Source organism: Streptomyces sp. NPDC059477, assembly GCF_042749375.1.
Classification (GTDB): Bacteria; Actinomycetota; Actinomycetes; order Streptomycetales; family Streptomycetaceae; genus Streptomyces.
In genome coordinates, this window is the sequence record NZ_JBHYUG010000081.1 from 18295 (window position 1) to 37476 (window position 19182).

Genomic DNA, 19182 nt, shown 5'->3' on the forward strand with positions numbered 1-19182 from the left:
CAACCACGAAGCACCCGCCCCCGCGCAGCCCCCCACCCCCATAGGCGCCTAAACGCCGCCGACCGCGGTCAACAGGGCCAGGGGCGAGGCCGCAGCCCGAGACTCCCGCACGCACGCGTGCGCGTAAGGAACCGGCCCCTCCCCACCCCGCTCGTACCCCGCGTACACCTCCGGCAGCCGCCCGCCCATCGCCACGGACGCCGCCACCACGCCCTGCGCCACCGCCCGCGCCTCGTCGTGCAGCCCGTAGCGGGCCAGGCCCAGCGTGATCAGCGCGTTGTCGTGCGGCCACACCGAACCGCGGTGGTACGACAGCGGGTGGTACGCCGACTGCCCGGCCGCCAGCGTCCGCACGCCCCAGCCGGAGAAGAAGTCCGGCTCCAGGAGCCGCCGGCCGACCACCTCCCCGTACTCCTTGTCCAGCAGCCCGGACCACAGCAGATGCCCGGCGTCGGACGCCAGCGCGTCCACCGCCCGGCCCTCGCCGTCCAGCGCCAGCGCCGGGAACGCGCGCTCGGACATCCAGAAGTCCCGCTGGAAACGGTCCCGCAGATCCGCCGCGGCCTGTTCGAGCAGCGCCGCGTACGTCTCGTCGCCCCACACCGTGCGCGACAGCCACGCCGTGCGGCGCAGGGCGTCGTACGCGTACCCCTGCGCGCCCGCCGCCATCACGGGTCCGGACGGACGGCTGCCGTCGGCGGAGCAGATCGCGCCGGGGGAGTCCTTCCAGTTCTGGTTGGCGAGACCGCCGCGGTCGGCGCGGTAGACGAGATAGCCGCGCGAGGTCAGGCCGCCGTGGTCCAGCATCCAGCCGACGGCCGCGCGGGCGTGCGGCTCAAGGCGCCGGGCCAGCACGCTGTTGCCGGTCTGCTCGACATACGCGCCGAGCAGCACCAGGAAGAGCGGCGTGGCGTCCACCGACCCGTAGTACCGCCCGTACGGCACCTGCCCGAAGTGCGCCAGCTCGCCGTGGCGCACCTCGTGCACGATCTTGCCGGGCTGGGCCACCGCGTCGGCGTTGGTCCCGGTGGCCTGGGTCGCGGCGAGCGCGGGGAGCGTGGCGGCGGCCAGCTGTGGCCGGTAGGGGAGCGCGAACAGGGAGGTCAGCAGGGCGTCCCGGCCCAGCAGGCTGAGGAACCAGGGGGCCCCGGCGGCCGGTACGCGCAGCTCCTCGCCGTCCGGGCCGGTCGCCGGTACGTGGAGGATGGCCAGGTCCGCCAGGCCGCGCGTACACGCCGCCGCCAGCTCCGGCCAGCCGGTCGGAAAGGCCACGCCCTCCATGAACGCGGCCTCCTGCGACCGTACCCACTCGGTCACCGCGCGCGGCGAGCGCGGCACCCGCAGGGCCCGCTTCTCCCCGTGCGGCCGGGCCATCACCCGCAGCAGCAGCTCGGCCGTGCCGTGCGCCGGGAGATCGAGGGCCCACACGAGGCGGCGGGCGCCCGTGCCGGTCTCCTCGACGGCGTCCGGGGCGGGCTCGGCGCTGACCGTCGTGGAGGACGTCCACTCGCCGCGCCGGTAGCCGAACTCCACCCCGTCGTCCAGGATCTCGCGGCGGCGCACGGCACCGGTCTTGGCGTAGGTGCGGTGGTCGGAGCGGAGTTCGAACTGGTCCGTGAAGTCGGCGTCGACGGTGAGCGCCAGCTGCACGGTGACCGGCACCGGCCGGTTGCTGGTCACCCGCAGCGACTCCACGAAGGAGCTCTCCGCGACCGCCTGTTCCCGAAAGAGCGTGCACGCGGGCGGCTCGGTGCGCCCGCCGCGCGGTACGAGCACGCACCGCGCGGTGTCGCCGCCGCCGACCGGCGCGAGCGCCTCCGGCACCGCCCCGTCCACGGTGAGCTGCCAGCGGCTCAGATGCCGGGCGTCGCGCACGAACAGGCCCTCGGGGGAGCCGCCGTGCCGCACGCCGCTGATGTGTCCGCTGTCGTCGACGGCCGCGAACGTGCCGCCGTACACGAGCAGATGCTGACGGTCCGTCATCCCCGGTCCCCTCCCTCGGCCGTGGCGGAGTCCGCGGCCGGTGCCATGGCTTGCAGCAGGTCGAGCGTGAGCGCGGCGGTCCAGCCGAAGCCGGCCGCGCCGCATGCCTCGCCGGTGTACGGGTCGACGTACTCGGCGAATCCGGACGTGCGCGCGCTGTCCACGAGGGCCGCCCGCAGGGCGTCCGCCCGCTCCGGCTCGCCGTGGACGCGCAGCCCGCGCTCCACCAGCCAGCCGGTGTTGAACCAGGCCGGCCCGCGCCAGTACCGGTGCGGGTCGAAGGACTCGCCCAGCAGGTCGTAGCTGGGCACCAGCCGGGTGGTGGCGCCCAGGCCGAAGTGCGGGCCGGTCAGGGTGGCGACGAGGGTGGCGGCGATCTCGCGCGGCAGCGTCGGCAGCAGCAGCGGGATCAGGCCGGAGACGGCCCGCTCGGGGATCAGTCCGCCGCCGCGCAGATCGCGGCAGAGGAACATCCCGGCGGCCGGGTCCCACAGCCGCTCGATCAGCACCGCCGTCAGCCGCTCGGCCCGCGCGTGGCGGGCGGTGCCGCTCGCGCCCAGTTCGCGGGCGATGCCCGCCAGCGCGTGCTCGGAGGCGATCAGCAGGGCGTTGAAGGAGGGGTCCTCGACGGCGAAGCCGCCGACGCGGGCCGACGGGCCCACGTCGGCCGAGCCGCCGATGTGGGCCGAGCCGGCGGTACGGGCGTCGCCGCCGCGGGCCGAGCCGCCGACGCGGGCCGAGTCGCCGGTACGGGCCGATCGGCCCGCGGCAGCGGCGGAGATACCGGAGATACCAGAGATGCCGGAGAGGTGGGCGTAGGGCACATCGGTGTACGCGCGGTCCCGGTAGTCCGCCGCCAGCCGGACATACCGCCCGTAGTCCAGGTCCGTCGGCCGGTCCTCGGCGGCGCCGTGGTCGAGGTCGGCGCGGCGGAAGGAGCGGGCCGGGGCCGGGACGACCCGGGCGAGCGGGGCGTCCCAGGCCGGGCTGTTGTCCATGCCCTGTTCCCACGGGTGGACCACGGACGCCAGCCCGCCGCCGCCGAGGTCGCGGCGGTGCAGCAGATACCGGTGCCAGGCGGCGAGCTTCGGGTACATCCCGGCCAGAAAGCCGCGCGCCCGGGACAGCCCGGGGTCGGCCAGATGGGTCAGCCAGACGGCCAGCGCGTGCACGGGTGGCTGCACGATCCCGGACGTCTGTACGGTGCACGGAGCGCCGGCGGCCCGTCCGGCGGTCGAGGAGCGCCAGAAGTCGGGGCTCGGGAAGTAGGCGTCGAGCGGCACGGAGGGGTTGAAGACGATGTGCGGGACCCGTCCGTCACCCCACTGGGCGCCGAAGAGCGTCTCCAGTTCGATCTGGGCCCGTAACGGCGACAGATGCCGCAGGCCGATCGCGATGAACGCGGAATCCCAGGACCACTGGTGCGGATACAGCCCGCGTGAGGGCACCGTCGAGGTCCCGGTCCAGTTCTGCTCCAGCACCCGTGCGGCGGCGAGCCGGGACGAATCCGGCGGCGGGGGATCGTATGCGATCTCCCGGTGCGCAGGTCGGGCGGTGAGTTGGGCGGTGCGATCCACTCGGGGCTCCCCGAAAGACATCCGGTCGGGTCGGTTCGGTCTTGGCCATCGTAGAGTTACGTCTATTTAACATGCAAAACCCAGGATGTAATGCAGACTTGGGAAACACAAGGGGGTGCGCATGACCGGTCGGATCGGGACTCAGACCAGCGCCGGTGAGCTGCTGGAACTCGTCCGCAGCGGACGCGCCACCACACGCGGCGCGCTCCAGCAGGTCACCGGTCTGTCCCGGGCCACGGTCGGGCACCGCCTCGACCGCCTCTTCCGCGCGGGCTGGCTGCGCGAGGGCGCCGGCGGCCCGGTCGGCTCCCCGCTCGGCGGACGCCCCTCGATCACCCTGGAGTTCGACGACGAGCACGCGGTCGTCCTCGCCGCCGACCTCGACACCCGGCACGCCCGCGCCGCGCTGCTCACCCTGACCGGCGAGATCCTCGCGGAGAGCGGCGGCACGCTGGTGGTGGAGGACGGCCCCGAGCCGGTGCTCGGCGAACTCGGCGGCTGGTTCGCCGAGTTGCTGCGCAAGGCCGGTCGGCGCCCCGAGGAGGTCTGCGGCATCGGTCTCGCGGTGCCCGGCCCGGTCGACACCGACACCGGCAAGGTGGTGGAGCCCCCGATGATGCCGGGCTGGGACGGGTACGACATACGGGGCCGCCTCGCCCGCTCCTTCGCCGACCACACCGGCTCCACCGCCTTCGTCCCGGTCCTCGTCGACAACGACGCCAACCTCATGGCGTACGGCGAACAGCGCACCGGGCACCCGGGCTGCGCCGCCTTCGTCCTGGTCAAGGTCTCCACCGGCATAGGGGCGGGGGTCGTGGTCGGCGGCACGCTCTTCCGGGGCATCGACGGCGGCGCGGGCGACATCGGCCACATCCGGGTCCCGGAGGGCGCGAAGGCGCTGTGCCGGTGCGGTTCGTACGGCTGTCTGGCCGCCGTCGCCAGCGGGGGCGCGGTGGCCCGGCGGCTGGCCGAGGCCGGGGTGCCCGCGGCGTCCGGCTCGGATGTGCGCGAGCTGCTCGCGGCCGGGCACCCGGAGGCGGCGGCGCTGGCCCGGGAGGCCGGGCGCAGTGTGGGGGAGGTGCTGGCGACGGTGGTGACGCTGCTCAACCCGGGCGTCCTGATGATCGCCGGGGACCTGGCGGGCATACCGTTCCTGACCGGCGTACGGGAGCTGCTGTACCAGCGGGCGCTGCCGCGCTCCACCGCTCATCTGGAGGTCGTGACCTCGCGGCTGGGGGAGCGGGCCGGGCTGGTGGGCGCCGGGGCGCTGGTGGTGGAGCATCTGTACGCGCCGGAGCGGGCCGAGGAGCGGTTGCGGGCGCTCGGGGTGTGAGCGCACGCTCGGGAGATGAGCAGTGGGTTTCCTCCCGGTTTCATCCGTTCGCCACCGGTCCGCATGGTGATACCCCGGCGCCCCCAGGGGCGTGATTCTCGCCACCCTTGATAAGGGTTCCGCTCAGATGAGCGAGTTGTGATCGACTGCACTTCTCAAAGAGTGGCACTGAGTGCCAATCGATGATCGTTCATCGAGCGAAATCAAACGTGTCATATGGCGCTCATGTGAGCGGAATGTGGGGCGTGGATCGGTGATCGCGTTCAAGAAGTGAACACATATGTGCGCGATTTCTTGCCAAGCCTTGACTTTCGATCCGGTGGCGGACGCGTGGTTACAGGCGCATGACGCACAAGTGGACGTACCCAGGCGCCTTGGATCTGGGTATGTTCCCGGCTGTCAGGGCAGCCACCGAGTCCTCCGAGGAGTTGGGACCCGTGTCGGAAAACCAGAAATTCGTTTACGACTTCACCGAGGGCAACAAGGACCTCAAGGACCTTCTCGGTGGTAAAGGCGCGAACCTCGCGGAGATGACCAATCTGGGCCTTCCGGTCCCGCCCGGCTTCACCATCACCACCGAGGCGTGCAAGGTCTACCTCGACAGTGGCGAGGAGCCCGCGGCACTGCGTGACGAGGTGAGCGCTCATCTGGAGGCGCTGGAGCAGCGCATGGGCAAGAAGCTCGGCCAGGCCGACGACCCGCTCCTGGTGTCCGTACGCTCCGGCGCGAAGTTCTCCATGCCGGGGATGATGGACACGGTCCTGAACATCGGCCTCTCCGACAAGTCGGTGCAGGGCCTGGTGAAGCAGTCCGGCGACGAGCGGTTCGCCTGGGACTCCTACCGGCGCCTCATCCAGATGTTCGGCAAGACCGTCCTCGGCGTCGACGGCGACCTCTTCGAGGAGGCGCTGGAGAAGGCCAAGGCCACCAAGAAGGTCACGGTCGACACCGAGCTGGAGGCGGCCGACCTGAAGAAACTGGTCACCGCCTTCAAGAAGATCGTCAAGAGGGAAGCCGACCGGGACTTCCCGCAGGACGCGCGCGAGCAGATGGACCTCGCCATCAAGGCGGTCTTCCACTCCTGGAACGGCGACCGGGCCAAGCTCTACCGCCGCCAGGAGCGCATCCCGCACGACCTCGGCACCGCCGTCAACGTCTGTTCGATGGTCTTCGGCAACCTCGGCCCCGACTCCGGCACCGGCGTCGCCTTCACCCGCGACCCCGCCTCCGGCTACCAGGGCGTCTACGGCGACTACCTCCAGAACGCCCAGGGCGAGGACGTCGTGGCGGGCATCCGCAACACGGTCCCGCTGGCCGAGCTGGAGCAGATCGACAAGAAGTCGTACGACCAGCTGATGCAGATCATGGAGACGCTGGAGAACCACTACAAGGACCTCTGCGACATCGAGTTCACCATCGAGCGCGGCCAGCTGTGGATGCTCCAGACCCGGGTCGGCAAGCGCACGGCCGGCGCGGCCTTCCGGATCGCCACCCAGCTCGTCGACCAGGGCCTGATCGACGAGGCCGAGGCCCTCCAGCGGGTCACCGGTGCCCAGCTCGCCCAGCTGATGTTCCCCCGCTTCGACGAGGACGCGAAGGTCCAGCGGGTCGGCCGGGGCATCGCGGCGTCGCCGGGCGCGGCGGTCGGCAAGGCGGTCTTCGACTCGTACACCGCGGTGAAGTGGTCCCGCTCCGGTGAGAAGGTCATCCTGATCCGCCGCGAGACCAACCCCGACGACCTGGACGGCATGATCGCCTCCGAGGGCATCCTGACCTCGCGCGGCGGCAAGACCTCCCACGCGGCGGTGGTCGCGCGCGGCATGGGCAAGACGTGTGTGTGCGGCGCGGAGGAGCTGGAGGTCGACACCAAGCGCCGCCGGATGACCGTCCCGGGCGGCCATGTGGTGGAGGAGGGCGACGTCATCTCCATCGACGGCTCCTCGGGCAAGGTCTACCTGGGCGAGGTCCCGGTGGTGCCGTCGCCGGTCGTCGAGTACTTCGAGGGCCGGATGCACGCGGGCGCGGACGACGCCGACGAGCTGGTGGCGGCCGTGCACCGGATCATGGCCTTCGCCGACCGCAAGCGCCGGCTGCGGGTGCGCGCCAACGCGGACAACGCCGAGGACGCGCTGCGGGCGCGGCGCTTCGGGGCGCAGGGCATCGGCCTGTGCCGCACCGAGCACATGTTCCTGGGCGACCGCCGCGAGCTGGTGGAGCGCCTCATCCTGGCGGACCACGACGAGGAGCGCGAGAAGTCCCTGAAGGACCTGCTGCCCCTTCAGAAGAAAGACTTCGTCGAACTCTTCGAGGCGATGGACGGCCTCCCGGTCACGGTCCGCCTCCTGGACCCGCCGCTGCACGAGTTCCTCCCCGACATCACGGAACTCTCGGTCCGGGTGGCCCTGGCCGAGTCCCGCCAGGAGCCCCACGAGAACGAACTCCGCCTCCTCCAGGCCGTGCACCGCCTGCACGAGCAGAACCCGATGCTGGGCCTGCGCGGGGTCCGTCTCGGTCTGGTCATCCCCGGCCTGTTCACCATGCAGGTCCGCGCCATCGCCGAGGCGGCGGCGGCCCGCAAGGCGGCCAAGGGCGACCCGCGCGCCGAGATCATGATCCCGCTGGTCGGCACGGTCCAGGAGCTGGAGATCGTCCGCGACGAGGCGGACCGGGTCATCGCGGAGGTGGAAGCGGCGACCGGCACGCAGCTCAAACTGTCCATCGGCACGATGATCGAACTCCCCCGCGCGGCCCTGACCGCCGGTCAGATCGCCGAGGCGGCCGAGTTCTTCTCCTTCGGCACCAATGACCTCACCCAGACGGTGTGGGGCTTCAGCCGCGACGACGTCGAGGCGTCCTTCTTCACCGCCTACCTGGAGAAGGGCATCTTCGGCGTCAGCCCCTTCGAGACGATCGACCGCGACGGCGTCGGCTCCCTGGTCGAACTGGCCGCCAAGGCAGGCCGAGCCACCCGCCCCGACCTCAAACTCGGCGTCTGCGGCGAACACGGCGGCGACCCCGAGTCCGTCCACTTCTTCCACGAGGTCGGCCTCGACTACGTCTCCTGCTCCCCCTTCCGCATCCCGGTGGCCCGCCTGGAAGCGGGCCGGGCGGCGTCCCGGTCCAAGGGCAGCGACCACCGCTGACCCCGCCCGCCATGGAGAAGGGCGGCACCCTGTGCGGGGGTGCCGCCCTTCGCGATTCCCCGCACCCCGGTTCCGTCACGGCATGTCCATGACCTGTCCATCCCGTTCCCACCCCGTTCCCACCCCGCTCCCATAGCGTCCCACTCCGCACGACCCCGTCGCCGACCGGCGGCGGGCCGGTCACGGCACCTCTTGGAGTGAGAGTGGAACGTCGTCACCTTCTGCGTGCGGCCGTCCTCGGCGGCTCGGCGGCTGCCTTCGGGGGCAGTCTGTGGCGGGGCGCGGCCTACGCGGCCCCGGCCCAGCCCGGCACCGGTCCCTACGGGGCGCTCGGCGCGGCGGACGCCAATGGCATCAGACTGCCCAGCGGGTTCACCAGCAGAGTCATCGCCCGCTCCGGGCAGGCGGTCCCCGGCACCTCGTACACCTGGCACAACGCCCCCGACGGCGGCGCCTGCTACGCCGACGGCAGTGGCTGGATCTATGTCTCCAACTCGGAGATCAGCCCCTCCGGCGGCGCGAGCGCGGTGAAGTTCTCGGCCGCCGGTACGGTCACGGCGGCGTACCGGATCCTGTCCGGCACCCGTACCAACTGCGCCGGGGGCAAGACCCCGTGGAACACCTGGCTGTCCTGCGAGGAGGTGTCCCTCGGCTACGTCTTCGAGACCGACCCCTGGGGCGTCAACGCGGCCGTCCGCCGGGACGCCATGGGCGCCTTCAAGCACGAGGCCGCCGCCGCCGACCCGGTCCGCAAGGTCATCTACCTCACCGAGGACGAGACCAACGGCCGCTTCTACCGCTTCGTCCCGACCACCTGGGGCAATCTCTCCGCCGGCACCCTCCAGGTGCTGGTCGCCGGCACCGCCACCTCCGGCTCCTTCAGCTGGGCCAACGTCCCCGACCCGGACGGCTCCCCGACCACCACCCGCACCCAGGTCTCCGGCTCCAAGTCCTTCAACGGCGGCGAGGGCTGCCACTACGCCGACGACACGGTCTGGTTCACCACCAAGGGCGACAACCGCGTCTGGCAGCTCAACCTGACGAACAACACCTACGAACTGGCCTACGACGACTCCCTCGTCACCTCCGGCACCGCGCCCCTGACCGGCGTCGACAACATCACCGGCTCCTCCTCCGGCGATCTCTACGTCGCCGAGGACGGCGGCAACCTGGAGATCTGCGTGATCACCCCGGCCGACGTGATCGCGCCGTTCCTGCGCATCGACGGCCAGTCCGCCTCCGAGATCACCGGCCCGGCGTTCTCCCCCGACGGCCGCCGGCTCTACTTCTCCAGCCAGCGCGGCACCAGCGGCAGTTCGTCCGGCGGGATCACCTACGAGGTCACCGGGCCCTTCCGGTCGTAAGGCCGTAGGGCCGCCTCCAGGGCGGTCCTACCAGCCGTACATCGGTGACGGGTGGGGCGCGCGGGAACTCCCGCCGGGGCGAAGGCGTTACGCACGGACGAATCCCCGGCGAGTTCACCGAGCCCCACCCGTCCACCGACACGGAGGCACGAACCATGACCCGGATCCACCCCTCCCGCCGCTCCTTACTGACCGGCGCCACCCTCGCGGCGGTCGCCGCGACCACCGGCACCGCCCGCGCCGGCTCCGGCGACGGCGACTCCGCACCCTGGCCCACGGAGTTCCCCCTCCCCGACGGCTTCCTCCCCGAGGGCATCACCATCGGCAGCCGCCCGTACGCCTACCTGGGCTCGCGTGCCAACGGCGCGGTCCTCCGCACCGACCTGCGCACCGGCCGGGGCGAGATCCTCCACCCGGGCGCCCCGGGCACCGTCTCCATCGGCCTCAAACTGGACACCGACGGCCTGCTGTACATCGCCGGCGGCGGAGGCGGCACCGCCACGATCATCGACACCCGCACCGGCGGGCAGCGCACCACCCACACCCTCACCACCGCCGCCCCCGCCTTCATCAACGACGTCATCCTGACCGGCGACCGCGCCTGGTTCACGGACTCCCGCAACCCGGTCCTGTACGGCGTCCCGCGCGCCCGGGGCGCCAAGGACATCCGCGAGCTGCCCCTGACCGGCGACTGGGTCCAGCTCCCGGACGTCAACAACGCCAACGGCGTCGTCGCCACGCCGGACGGCACGGACCTGATCGTCGTCAAGAGCACCCCCGGCGAGCTGTACCGCGTCTCCCTGCGCACCGGCACCGCCCGCCGCTTCACCCTCACCGGCGCCGACTCGGTGGCGGCCGGCGACGGCCTCGTCCGCATCGGCCACACGCTGTACGTCGTCCAGAACCGCCTCAACCAGGTCACCGTCTGGGACCTGGACCTCACCCGCACCCACGCCACCCTGCGCCGCACGATCACGGACCCCCGCTTCGACATCCCCACCACGGCCGCCCGCCACGGCAACCGCCTCTATCTGGTCAACGCCCGCTTCACCAGCCCCCAGCTGCCCGGCACCACGTTCAACGCGGTGTCGGTGCCGATCTAGCCGACGTCCCCTGTCCCCGCCGCCGGGCGGCCCCGGGCGTCGCCGCCCCCGACGGGCGGCTCGCCCGCCGGCGGGGGCGGCGCCGCCGCGGGGGCGGCCGCGCGGAGGCTGCCGGGGGCGCGCGCGGGGCCCCCCCCCCCCCCCCCCCCTCTCGCGCCCCTGCGCCGGGGGAGCCTCCCGCCCCGCCCACCGCGCGCCCCCCCCCCTCCCCCCCCGAGCCCCCACCCCCGACGGCCCCGCCCGGGCGCCAAGGGGCCGAAGGGCGGGCACGCTGGCGGTCACAACGGTGGAATCCGCCGTTCCAGACCGCTAGGAGCTTCCATGACCAAGGTGTCCATCGACTCGGACCACTGCATCGGGGCCGGTAACTGCTATCTCACCGCCCCCGCGGTGTTCGACCAGGACGACGACGGCTTCGGCATTGTGCGGCCCGGCAAGGAGGACGGCGGGGGCGATCCGCTGTTCCGGGAGGCCGCCCGGGGGTGTCCCGCCCAGGCGGTCGTCCTCACCGAGGACTGACCGAGGACTGACCGGGGACTGACCCAGGACCGACCGGGGACCGGCCTCAGGCCGCCCGTACGTCGTACACCCGCACCCCCACCCCCTCCTCGTCCAGGCAGCGGCCCGACTGAAGGTCGTAGCGCTGTTTCAGGAGGGGGGACGCGACGAAGGGGCGGCCCCGGTGGGTGCCGGTGAGGCCGCGCGAGAGGACGGCCGCGCCGCCGAACGGGTCGCGGTTGTCGATCGCGTACAGCGCTCCCGTGCGGTCGCGGAACAGGGCCACCTGGTCGCCGCCCGGGAGCAGCGCGGCCACGCCCCGGCCGGGGAGCAGGGCGCGCAGCTCGCAGACGGTCAGCCAGGTGTCGGGCGAGAGGCGGATCTGGACCCGGGCCTGGACCTGGGCCTTCTCGGTTTTCTCCGGGGCCGTCGTCATCGCTGGGCGGTTCCTTCCAGGACGGGGCCGGCGGCGGGGCGGCGGCCGATGGCGAGCAGGGGCAGGTCGGGCTTGATCTGGTCGCGCTCGGGGACGAAGCCGACGACCGGGTCGGGTGTGTCGGGGGCGTTCACGAACGACACGAAACGGGCCAGCTTCTCGGGGTCGGCGATGGTCGTCGCCCACTCGTCGCGGTAGTGCGCCACATGGTCGGCCATCAGCCGCTCCAGCTCCTCGCAGATGCCCAGGGAGTCCGCCACCACCACGTCCCGCACATGGTCCAGGCCGCCCGGCAGCCGCTCCAGCCAGGTCGAGGTGCGCTCCAGACGGTCCGCCGTACGGATGTAGAACATCAGGAAGCGGTCGATCAGACGGATCAACTCGGCGTCGGTCAGATCCTGGGCCAGCAGGTCCGCGTGGCGCGGGGTGGCGCCGCCGTTGCCGCCGACGTACAGATTCCAGCCGTTCGACGTGGCGATCACGCCGAAGTCCTTCGACCGGGCCTCCGCGCACTCGCGGGCACAGCCCGAGACGGCCGACTTGAGCTTGTGCGGGGCGCGCAGGCCCCGGTAGCGCAGCTCCAGGTCGATCGCCATCCGCACCGAGTCCTGGACGCCGTACCGGCACCACGTCCGCCCCACACAGGACTTCACCGTGCGCAGCGCCTTGCCGTACGCGTGCCCGGACTCGAAGCCCGCGTCCACCAGCCGTGTCCAGATCAGCGGCAGTTGCTCCACCCGCGCCCCGAACAGGTCGATCCGCTGACCGCCGGTGATCTTCGTGTAGAGCCCGAAGTCCCGCGCGATCTCGCCGATCACGATGAGCTTCTCGGGGGTGATCTCCCCGCCGGGGATCCGCGGTACGACGGAGTACGAGCCGTTCTTCTGGAGGTTGGCGAGGAAGTGGTCGTTGCTGTCCTGGAGCGCCGCCTGCTCGCCCTCCAGGACATAGCCGCTCGCGCCGATCGTGGCGGCGAGGGACGCGATGACCGAGGCCACCGCCGGTTTGCAGATCTCGCAGCCGTCGCCGTCACGGGCGCCCTCACGGCCGTAACGGCCGAGCAGCTCCCGGTACGTGGTGACGCGCAGGGCCAGGACGATCTCGTACAGCTCCTCGCGGGTCCGGGCGAAGCAGCCGCACAGGCCCTTGTCGATCTCGACGCCGCTCGCCTCCAGCTCGGCGGTGACCAGCTGGCCCAGCACCTTGACGCAACTGCCGCAGCCGGTGCCCGCCCTGGTGCACTTCCTGACCTCGGGGACCGTGGCGCAGGAGTGGTCCGTCACCGCCGCGCGGACCGCGCCCTTGGACACGTTGTGGCAGGAGCAGATCACCGCCTCGTCCGGCAGCGCGGACGGCCCGAGCTGGGCGCCGCCCACCGCCCCGGCGGGCAGCACCAGCGACTCGGGGGCGACCGGCGGGACGGAACCGGTCAGCGCGCGCAGCGTCCCGTACGCGTCCGCGTCGCCCACCAGGATGCCGCCCAGCAGGGTGCCGTCCCGGCCCATGACCAGCTTCTTGTACAGGCCCGAGCGGGCGTCGGAGTACACCACCTCCAGACAGTCCGCCGCCGTGCCGTGCGCGTCGCCGAAGGACGCCACGTCCACGCCGAGCAGCTTCAGCTTGGTGGACAGATCGGCGCCTGTGAACGCGGCCTCGGCCGCCGCGATGGTCGCCGCCGCCGTCTGCGCCTGCTCGTACCCCGGCGCCACCAGCCCGTACACCCGGCCGTCCACCGTCAGCGCGCACTCGCCGATCGCGAACACCGACGGATCGGTGACCGTACGGCACTGCGCGTCGACCGCGACGCCGCCGCGCTCGCCCACCGCCAGCCCGCAGTCCCGGGCCAGCTGGTCGCGCGGGCGGACACCGGCGCTGAACACCACCAGGTCGACGGCGAGTTCGCCCCCGTCCGACAGCCGCATCCCGCTGACCGCGCCCGCCGCGTCCGTGACGATCTCCCGCGTGCCCACCCCCGTGTGCACGGTCAGGCCCATGCCCTCGACGGTCCGCAGCAGGGCCGCGCCACCGCCGTCGTCCACCTGGACCGGCATCAGCCGGGGCGCGAACTCCACGATGTGCGAGGTGAGTCCCAGCCCTTGCAGCGCCCCGGCCGCCTCAAGACCGAGCAGCCCGCCGCCGACCACCGCACCGACCCTCGCCCCCGTGCCCGTCCCGGCCCCCGCCCTCGCGTACGCCTCGATGGCGAGCAGGTCGTCGATCGTGCGGTACACGAAACAGCCCTCGGCGTCCTTGTTCGCGACCGGCGGTACGAACGGGTAGGAGCCGGTGGCCAGGACGAGGGTGTCGTAGGCGAAGACGTGCCCCGAGCGGGCGGTGACCGTGCGCGCGGCCCGGTCGACCGTCACCGCGGGGTCGCCGATCCGCAGCTCGATGCCGTGCGCGTCGATGAACTCCGCGTCGGTGAGGGAGAGTTCCTCGGGGGTACGGCCCGCGAAGTACGACGTCAACCGGACCCGGTCGTAGGCCGGGCGGGACTCCTCGCACAGCACGACCACCCGGTGCGTGGCCGTCAGACCGCGCTCGGCGAGCGCCTCCAGGAAGCGCTGGCCGACCATGCCGTGTCCGATGAGCACGATCGTGGGGGTGGCCCCCGGGGCGTCGGTCATCGGGGCTCTCCTTCGTGGGTACCCCGTCCTTTAGGGCGGGGAGGAAACGAAGCTCCTGCGGAGCAGGGCGGGGAAAGCCGGTTCGCCGCCAGGGCGGACCGGCGTCCACCGTCCACCGGCCAACAGCCGTCACTAACACGGGAGCTAATACGATGTGAGGCATGGCGCAGCAGGTCAAGCGGGCTTTCAAGTACCGCTTCTACCCCACGGACGAGCAGGCAGCTGAGCTGTCGCGCACGTTCGGCTGCGTCCGCCTCGTCTACAACAAGGCACTGGAGGAGCGCACTCGGGCCTGGTACGGCGGGCAGCACCGCATCTCCTACGTGCAGTCGTCCGCCGCGCTGACGGAGTGGAAGAAGACCGAGGACCTCGCCTTCCTGACGGAGGTGTCCTCCGTCCCGCTCCAGCAGGCGCTCCGCCATCTCCAGACGGCGTTCGGGAACTTCTTCGCCAAACGGGCCAAGTACCCCCGGTACAAGAGCCGGAAGAAGTCCCGCGCGTCCGCCGAGTACACCCGCTCCGGCTTCAAGTTCCGGGACGGGCGCCTCACGCTGGCGAAGATGGCCGAGCCGCTGGACATCCGCTGGTCGCGTCCGCTCCCGGAGGGTGCGGAGCCGACGACGGTGACCGTGTCCCGCGACGCCGCCGGACGCTGGTTCGTGTCGATGCTGTGCGATGACCGCATCGCCCCGGCCCCCGCCACCGATGTGGCAGTCGGTATCGACGCCGGGACCACCTCCCTGGTGACCCTGTCCACCGGAGAGAAAGTCGCCAACCCCCGGCACGAGCGCCGGGACCGGGCCCGTCTCGCCAAGGCACAGCGTGAGCTGTCGCGGAAGGCGAAGGGCTCGGCCAACCGGGAGAAGGCCCGGCGCAAGGTCGCCAAGCTCCATGCGCGGATCGCCGACCGGCGCCGTGACTTCCTGCACAAGCTGTCGACTCGTCTCGTCCGTGAGAACCAAACGGTCGTGATCGAGGACCTCACCGTCCGCAACCTGCTGAAAAACGGCAGGCTTGCGCGAGCCATCTCGGACGCGTCGTGGACGGAACTCCGCTCCATGCTGGAGTACAAGTGCGCCTGGTACGGGCGCGAACTCGTCGTGATCGACCGCTGGTTCCCCAGTAGCAAGCTGTGCGGAGCCTGCGGCACGGTCGCGGCGAAGATGCCGCTGAACGTCCGTGAGTGGACGTGTGACTGCGGTGCTGTGCATGACCGCGACGTGAACGCGGCGCGCAACATTCTCGCGGCCGGGCTGGCCGTGTCTGCCTGTGGAGACGGTGTAAGACCTCAACGGGAGTCCTCCCGGACGGGGCGGTCGTCGGTGAAGCAGGAATCCCAGCGGGCGACCGCTGGAATCCCCCGCCTTTAGGCGGGGGAGGAAGTCAATCAGGGGCCTCCGTCGCTACCACTCGCGCATTCGACGTCATGCAGCGCAGCCTGCGGGGTGGGTGTTACCCGGCCGCATCCCCCCTGTTTCCCGAGGGGAACGCTGCCCTCAGCGGGTGGGGCGGGCCGGTGTGAGGGGTGTGCGTCGTCGGCGCGGCCGGATGCCCGCCGTGTGCGCCGCGCCCCCGGCAGACGGGCAGGCAGACATGCGGGCGGACCGCCCGGACCTCAGATCCCCCTCAGGTTCATGGACGCCACCACCACCCCAGACCTAGGGTCGCGATCATGCCCGACATATCGCTGACCACCCTGGCCGTACTGTGTCTCGCCGCCCTCGCGGCGGGCTGGATCGACGCCGTGGTCGGCGGGGGCGGGCTGCTGCTGCTCCCCGCGCTGCTGCTCGGCCTGCCCGGCTCCACCCCGGCCGCGCACGCCCTCGGCACCAACAAGGCGGTCGCCATCGTCGGCACCACGGGCGCGGCCATCACCTACGCCCGCAGAGCACCGGTCGACGTCCGTACCGCCGTGCGCATCGGGCTGGCGGCGCTGGCCGGATCGTCCGGGGGCGCCTTCTTCGCGGCCGGGATGAGCACCGAGGTGCTCAAGCCGGTGATCATGGTGGTGCTGCTGGGCGTGGCGGCCTTCGTGATCCTCAAGCCCGCCTTCGGCACCGCCACATCGCCGGGACCGGCCTCCCGCCGCCGCAACCTCGCCGCGATCGGCCTCGCCGGCCTCGGGATCGGCTTCTACGACGGTCTGATCGGCCCCGGCACCGGCACCTTCCTGGTCCTCGCCCTGACCGCCGTGCTCCACCTCGACCTGGTGACCGCCTCCGCCACCGCGAAGATCGTCAACTGCTGCACCAACGCGGGCGCCCTCGCCATGTTCGCCTGGCAGGGCGCGGTGCTGTGGCAACTCGCGGCCCTGATGGCGGTCTTCAACCTCGCGGGCGGCATGCTCGGCGCCCGCACCGCCCTGAAACGGGGCAGCGGCTTCGTCCGGGTCGTACTGCTGACGGTGGTGTTCGCGCTGGTGGCGAACATGGCGTACGAGCAGTGGATCGCGTGACGGACACCGCCGGTCGATACACCTAGCCCCGCCGCACCAGCAGCTCCACCACCCCCGTTATGTCCTCGTCCCCATGTCCGTCGGCCAGCCGGCGGGCGCTCAGCCACATCAGCGGGGTGATCAGCTCCGGGCTGACGCCCTGCTCCTCGGCGGCGCGCAGCATGATCCGGTTGCCGGAGACCAGCATGGCGAGGTTGGAGACCACGCCCTTGCCGTAGTCGCCGGATTCCAGCTGCTCGGCCATCTGGTGGGCCGCCGGCGTCATCGCGTTGACCCAGTCGACCAGCAGCGGCGCGAACTCCTTCGGCGCGATGTCCTCCCGCCGCACCAGCGCGAAGGCGTGCAGCAGCCCCGAGAACAGCCCGTCCAGCGCGCCGAGCAGCGCGACATCGTGCAGCGCGGCGAAGCCGGGGTCATCGCCCACGTACGAGGTCCCGGCGGGGACGGCCAGGGTCTCCCGGTGCTCCTCGAAGAGCGCGGCCGAACCGCTGTAGAAGACATAGCCGCCGGAGTCCGGCACCCCGATCATCGGCGGCACGGCCATGATCCCGCCGTCCAGGAACCGCGCCCCCCGCGCCTTCGCCCAGGCCGCCCGGGCACGGCCGTCCTCCGGTGTCCCGGTGGTCACATTGACCAGGTCGCGCCCGGTCAGGTCGGCGTCCGCGAGCGCCTCGCCGACCGAGTCGTCGTCCAGCAGACAGGCGACCACCAGCCGATGGGCGGCCACCGCCTCGGCCGCGCTCGCGGCGACGGTCGCGCCTTCGGCGCCCAGCGCCTCGGCACGGGCGGGGGTGCGGTTCCATACGGTCACCGGATGCCCGGCGGCGAGCCAGGCACGGGCGAGGGCGGTACCCATGGCCCCGGCGCCGAGCAGGGTCAGGGGGGTGCGGGTCGGGGGAGTGGGGGTGGCGGGGGAGGTCGTCGTGTCGGTCATGGCGTTTAGCCTGGTCGCAGGGAACGTGCCTGCTCAAGTACGTACTTCGGAGTGGGCGGTTACCTCGGGGTAAGTGTCCTGCTCGGGGGCGTGACGACAGAAGCGTCCTGCCGGGGGGCGTGACGACGGAAGGGGTCCGACATGCCGAACGGGCGACGGCCGGGAGCGCCGGGAGCGTACGTCTGCGGGATCGACGCGGCGATGGATGTGATCGGCGGCAAGTGGAAGGTGCTCATCCTCTGGGCGCTGGACGAACGGCCCCACCGTTTCGGCGAGCTGCGCCGGGAGCTGCCGGGCGTCACCGAGAAGGTGCTCGCCGCGCAACTGCGGGAGCTGGAGGCGGACGGGATCGTGCACCGGGAGGAGTACGACGAGGTCCCGCCCCGCGTCGAGTACTCGCTGACCCCGCGCGGGGTCACCCTCAACGAGGCGCTGGAGCCGCTGGGGCGGTGGGGGAAGCGGAATGTGCTGGGGGTGGAGCCGGCGCCGGTGCTGCCGTGACGTGTGAGCCGTCACCGACGAGTGAGCCGTCACCCGGCAGTCCCTGACGCTGTGACCTACCGGCTGCCCGTCAAATGGGCGAACACGACCACGTTCCCCTGGTACCCGGTGTCCCGCGAGTACCCGCCGCCGCAGGTGATCACCCGTAGCTCGGGCCGCGCGGCGGCGCCGTACACCTTCTCGTCGGGGAAGGCGTCCGCGTCGTAGACCTCCACGGCGTCCACGGTGAACTCGGCGACCGAGCCGTCCCGCCGGTCCACCTCGATCCGGCCGCCGCGCTTGAGCGCGCCGAGCCGGTAGAAGACGGCGGGCCCCTGGGCGTTGTCGACATGCCCGGCGACGATCGCGGTACCGGTCTCACCGGGGGTGGTGCCGGCCTCGTACCAGCCGGCCAGGTTCTTCCGCGCGGCGGGCGGCACGTCCAGGCTGCCGCTCGGTGTCAGGCCGAGGCCCATCAGGGGGGCGTCCACCCGGATCGCCGGGACCCGGATCCGGTCCGGCGGGGAGGGGGGCAGCGCGGGCGCGGCGGCGCCGGGCGCGGCCGGGGCGGTGCCGGGTGCGATCGGGGCGGTGCCGGACTGGGCGGCGGACGGCTGCGGCGGGGCGTGCGAGGCGCTGCCGCCGCCGAGCAGCCAGATGCCCGCGCACAGGGAGACGACGGTGACGCCGGCTATCGCGGCGTCCCCCACTTTCCGCATGACGACCCCTCTCGTCGGCTCTCCTCGGCGCCCCTTGCACCTCTCACACCTCTTGTGTCGCCCTTCGGGCTGGGCCCCGTGCCCCCTCCGGGCCGCGAGGGGCGTCGGACCCGGAGGGGAGGGGACATGCGGTACCGGCGGACGGACAGCGGAGGGTGCCCGTCACATCCCGTCGCCTCTCGCCCGGCGATGCAGGAGCCAGGTACCGCCCGCGGCGGCGACGGCCAGCGCCGCCACTCCGGCCGCGGTCTGCACGGGGTCGGGGCCAAGGGCACCGCCGACCCCCGTCTTCACACTTCCCCGCGGATATGTCTGCCCATGGGCCGCGCTCAGCGCGACCACCAGGTCGCCCACCGCCTGCCGCCCGCCCTCGGCGCACTTGGCGACGATCTCGTACGTCCCCGGCTGCGCGCTCGACGGCACCTGGAACTGGCCGATCGCGTTGCCCTCGTCCGCGCTGGGCGCCAGCGCGAAGCGCCCCGCGCCGACCGCGCTGGCGTCCCCGTCGATGGTCCCGCGCTCCCCGCAGG

General features: G+C 72.4%; 15 protein-coding genes. 8 read left to right on the plus strand and 7 right to left on the minus strand.

From position 1 onward, the window contains the following. Positions 1–48 precede the first annotated feature (48 nt). Together ACFXAZ_RS30295 and ACFXAZ_RS30300 are read right to left on the minus strand one after the other, a co-directional pair. Positions 49–1983 (minus strand): glycogen debranching N-terminal domain-containing protein, encoded by a 1935-nt coding sequence (locus ACFXAZ_RS30295; RefSeq protein WP_384597635.1) that lies wholly within the window; start codon positions 1981–1983, stop codon positions 49–51. Next, positions 1980–3560 (minus strand): hypothetical protein, encoded by a 1581-nt coding sequence (locus tag ACFXAZ_RS30300; RefSeq protein WP_384597637.1) that lies wholly within the window; start codon positions 3558–3560, stop codon positions 1980–1982. Before ACFXAZ_RS30300 ends, ACFXAZ_RS30295 begins: the two co-directional genes overlap by 4 nt. Before the next feature lie 121 nt (positions 3561–3681). Between ACFXAZ_RS30300 and ACFXAZ_RS30305 the strand changes: the two genes are divergently transcribed. The 5 genes from ACFXAZ_RS30305 (at position 3682) to ACFXAZ_RS30325 (ending at position 11022) form a co-directional block, all read left to right on the plus strand. Further along, the gene (locus ACFXAZ_RS30305) at positions 3682–4893 is read left to right on the plus strand and encodes an ROK family protein (protein ID WP_384597639.1); all 1212 of its coding nucleotides are present in this window, start codon (positions 3682–3684) and stop codon (positions 4891–4893) included. 386 nt (positions 4894–5279) lie between these two features. Beyond that, the gene (ppdK, locus tag ACFXAZ_RS30310) at positions 5280–8036 is read left to right on the plus strand and encodes a pyruvate, phosphate dikinase (RefSeq protein ID WP_384597665.1); all 2757 of its coding nucleotides are present in this window, start codon (positions 5280–5282) and stop codon (positions 8034–8036) included. 203 nt (positions 8037–8239) lie between these two features. Continuing rightward, the gene (locus ACFXAZ_RS30315; protein WP_384597641.1) at positions 8240–9400 is read left to right on the plus strand and encodes an alkaline phosphatase PhoX; all 1161 of its coding nucleotides are present in this window, start codon (positions 8240–8242) and stop codon (positions 9398–9400) included. A gap of 155 nt (positions 9401–9555) precedes the next feature. After that, a complete protein-coding gene (locus ACFXAZ_RS30320; RefSeq protein WP_384597643.1) occupies positions 9556–10503 on the plus strand; it encodes a superoxide dismutase in 948 nt (315 codons plus the stop codon). Positions 10504–10824: 321 nt separating this feature from the next. Further along, on the plus strand, positions 10825–11022 hold the full coding sequence (locus tag ACFXAZ_RS30325; protein ID WP_384597645.1) for a ferredoxin: 198 nt from the start codon (positions 10825–10827) through the stop codon (positions 11020–11022). A gap of 46 nt (positions 11023–11068) precedes the next feature. Here the strand turns inward: ACFXAZ_RS30325 and nirD are convergent, their stop codons facing one another. Continuing rightward, positions 11069–11437 carry a nitrite reductase small subunit NirD gene (gene nirD / locus ACFXAZ_RS30330; protein ID WP_384597647.1) on the minus strand — a complete coding sequence of 123 codons (369 nt, stop codon included), beginning with the start codon at positions 11435–11437 and terminating at the stop codon, positions 11069–11071. Beyond that, positions 11434–14064 (minus strand): nitrite reductase large subunit NirB, encoded by a 2631-nt coding sequence (gene nirB / locus ACFXAZ_RS30335; protein ID WP_384597649.1) that lies wholly within the window; start codon positions 14062–14064, stop codon positions 11434–11436. The genes nirD and nirB overlap by 4 nt, the downstream gene beginning before the upstream one ends. 161 nt (positions 14065–14225) lie before the next feature. Here nirB and ACFXAZ_RS30340 point away from each other — a divergent pair, with 161 nt between their 5' ends. Beyond that, positions 14226–15434, plus strand: coding sequence for an RNA-guided endonuclease InsQ/TnpB family protein (locus ACFXAZ_RS30340; RefSeq protein ID WP_384597651.1), 1209 nt, complete (start codon positions 14226–14228; stop codon positions 15432–15434). A gap of 302 nt (positions 15435–15736) precedes the next feature. After that, positions 15737–16519 carry a sulfite exporter TauE/SafE family protein gene (locus ACFXAZ_RS30345; RefSeq protein ID WP_384597653.1) on the plus strand — a complete coding sequence of 261 codons (783 nt, stop codon included), beginning with the start codon at positions 15737–15739 and terminating at the stop codon, positions 16517–16519. 22 nt (positions 16520–16541) lie between these two features. Here ACFXAZ_RS30345 and ACFXAZ_RS30350 read toward each other — a convergent pair whose 3' ends face one another. Further along, positions 16542–17453, minus strand: a complete 912-nt coding sequence (locus tag ACFXAZ_RS30350) for an NAD(P)-dependent oxidoreductase (RefSeq protein WP_384597655.1) — start codon at positions 17451–17453, stop codon at positions 16542–16544. 141 nt (positions 17454–17594) lie between these two features. Between ACFXAZ_RS30350 and ACFXAZ_RS30355 the strand changes: the two genes are divergently transcribed. Further along, a complete protein-coding gene (locus tag ACFXAZ_RS30355; RefSeq protein ID WP_384597657.1) occupies positions 17595–17954 on the plus strand; it encodes a winged helix-turn-helix transcriptional regulator in 360 nt (119 codons plus the stop codon). A gap of 56 nt (positions 17955–18010) precedes the next feature. Here the strand turns inward: ACFXAZ_RS30355 and ACFXAZ_RS30360 are convergent, their stop codons facing one another. Both ACFXAZ_RS30360 and ACFXAZ_RS30365 read right to left on the minus strand, forming a co-directional pair. Then, positions 18011–18652, minus strand: a complete 642-nt coding sequence (locus ACFXAZ_RS30360; protein WP_384597659.1) for a class F sortase — start codon at positions 18650–18652, stop codon at positions 18011–18013. Positions 18653–18814: 162 nt separating this feature from the next. Further along, a partial coding sequence (locus ACFXAZ_RS30365; RefSeq protein WP_384597661.1) for a hypothetical protein occupies positions 18815–19182 on the minus strand: 368 nt, incomplete at its 5' end.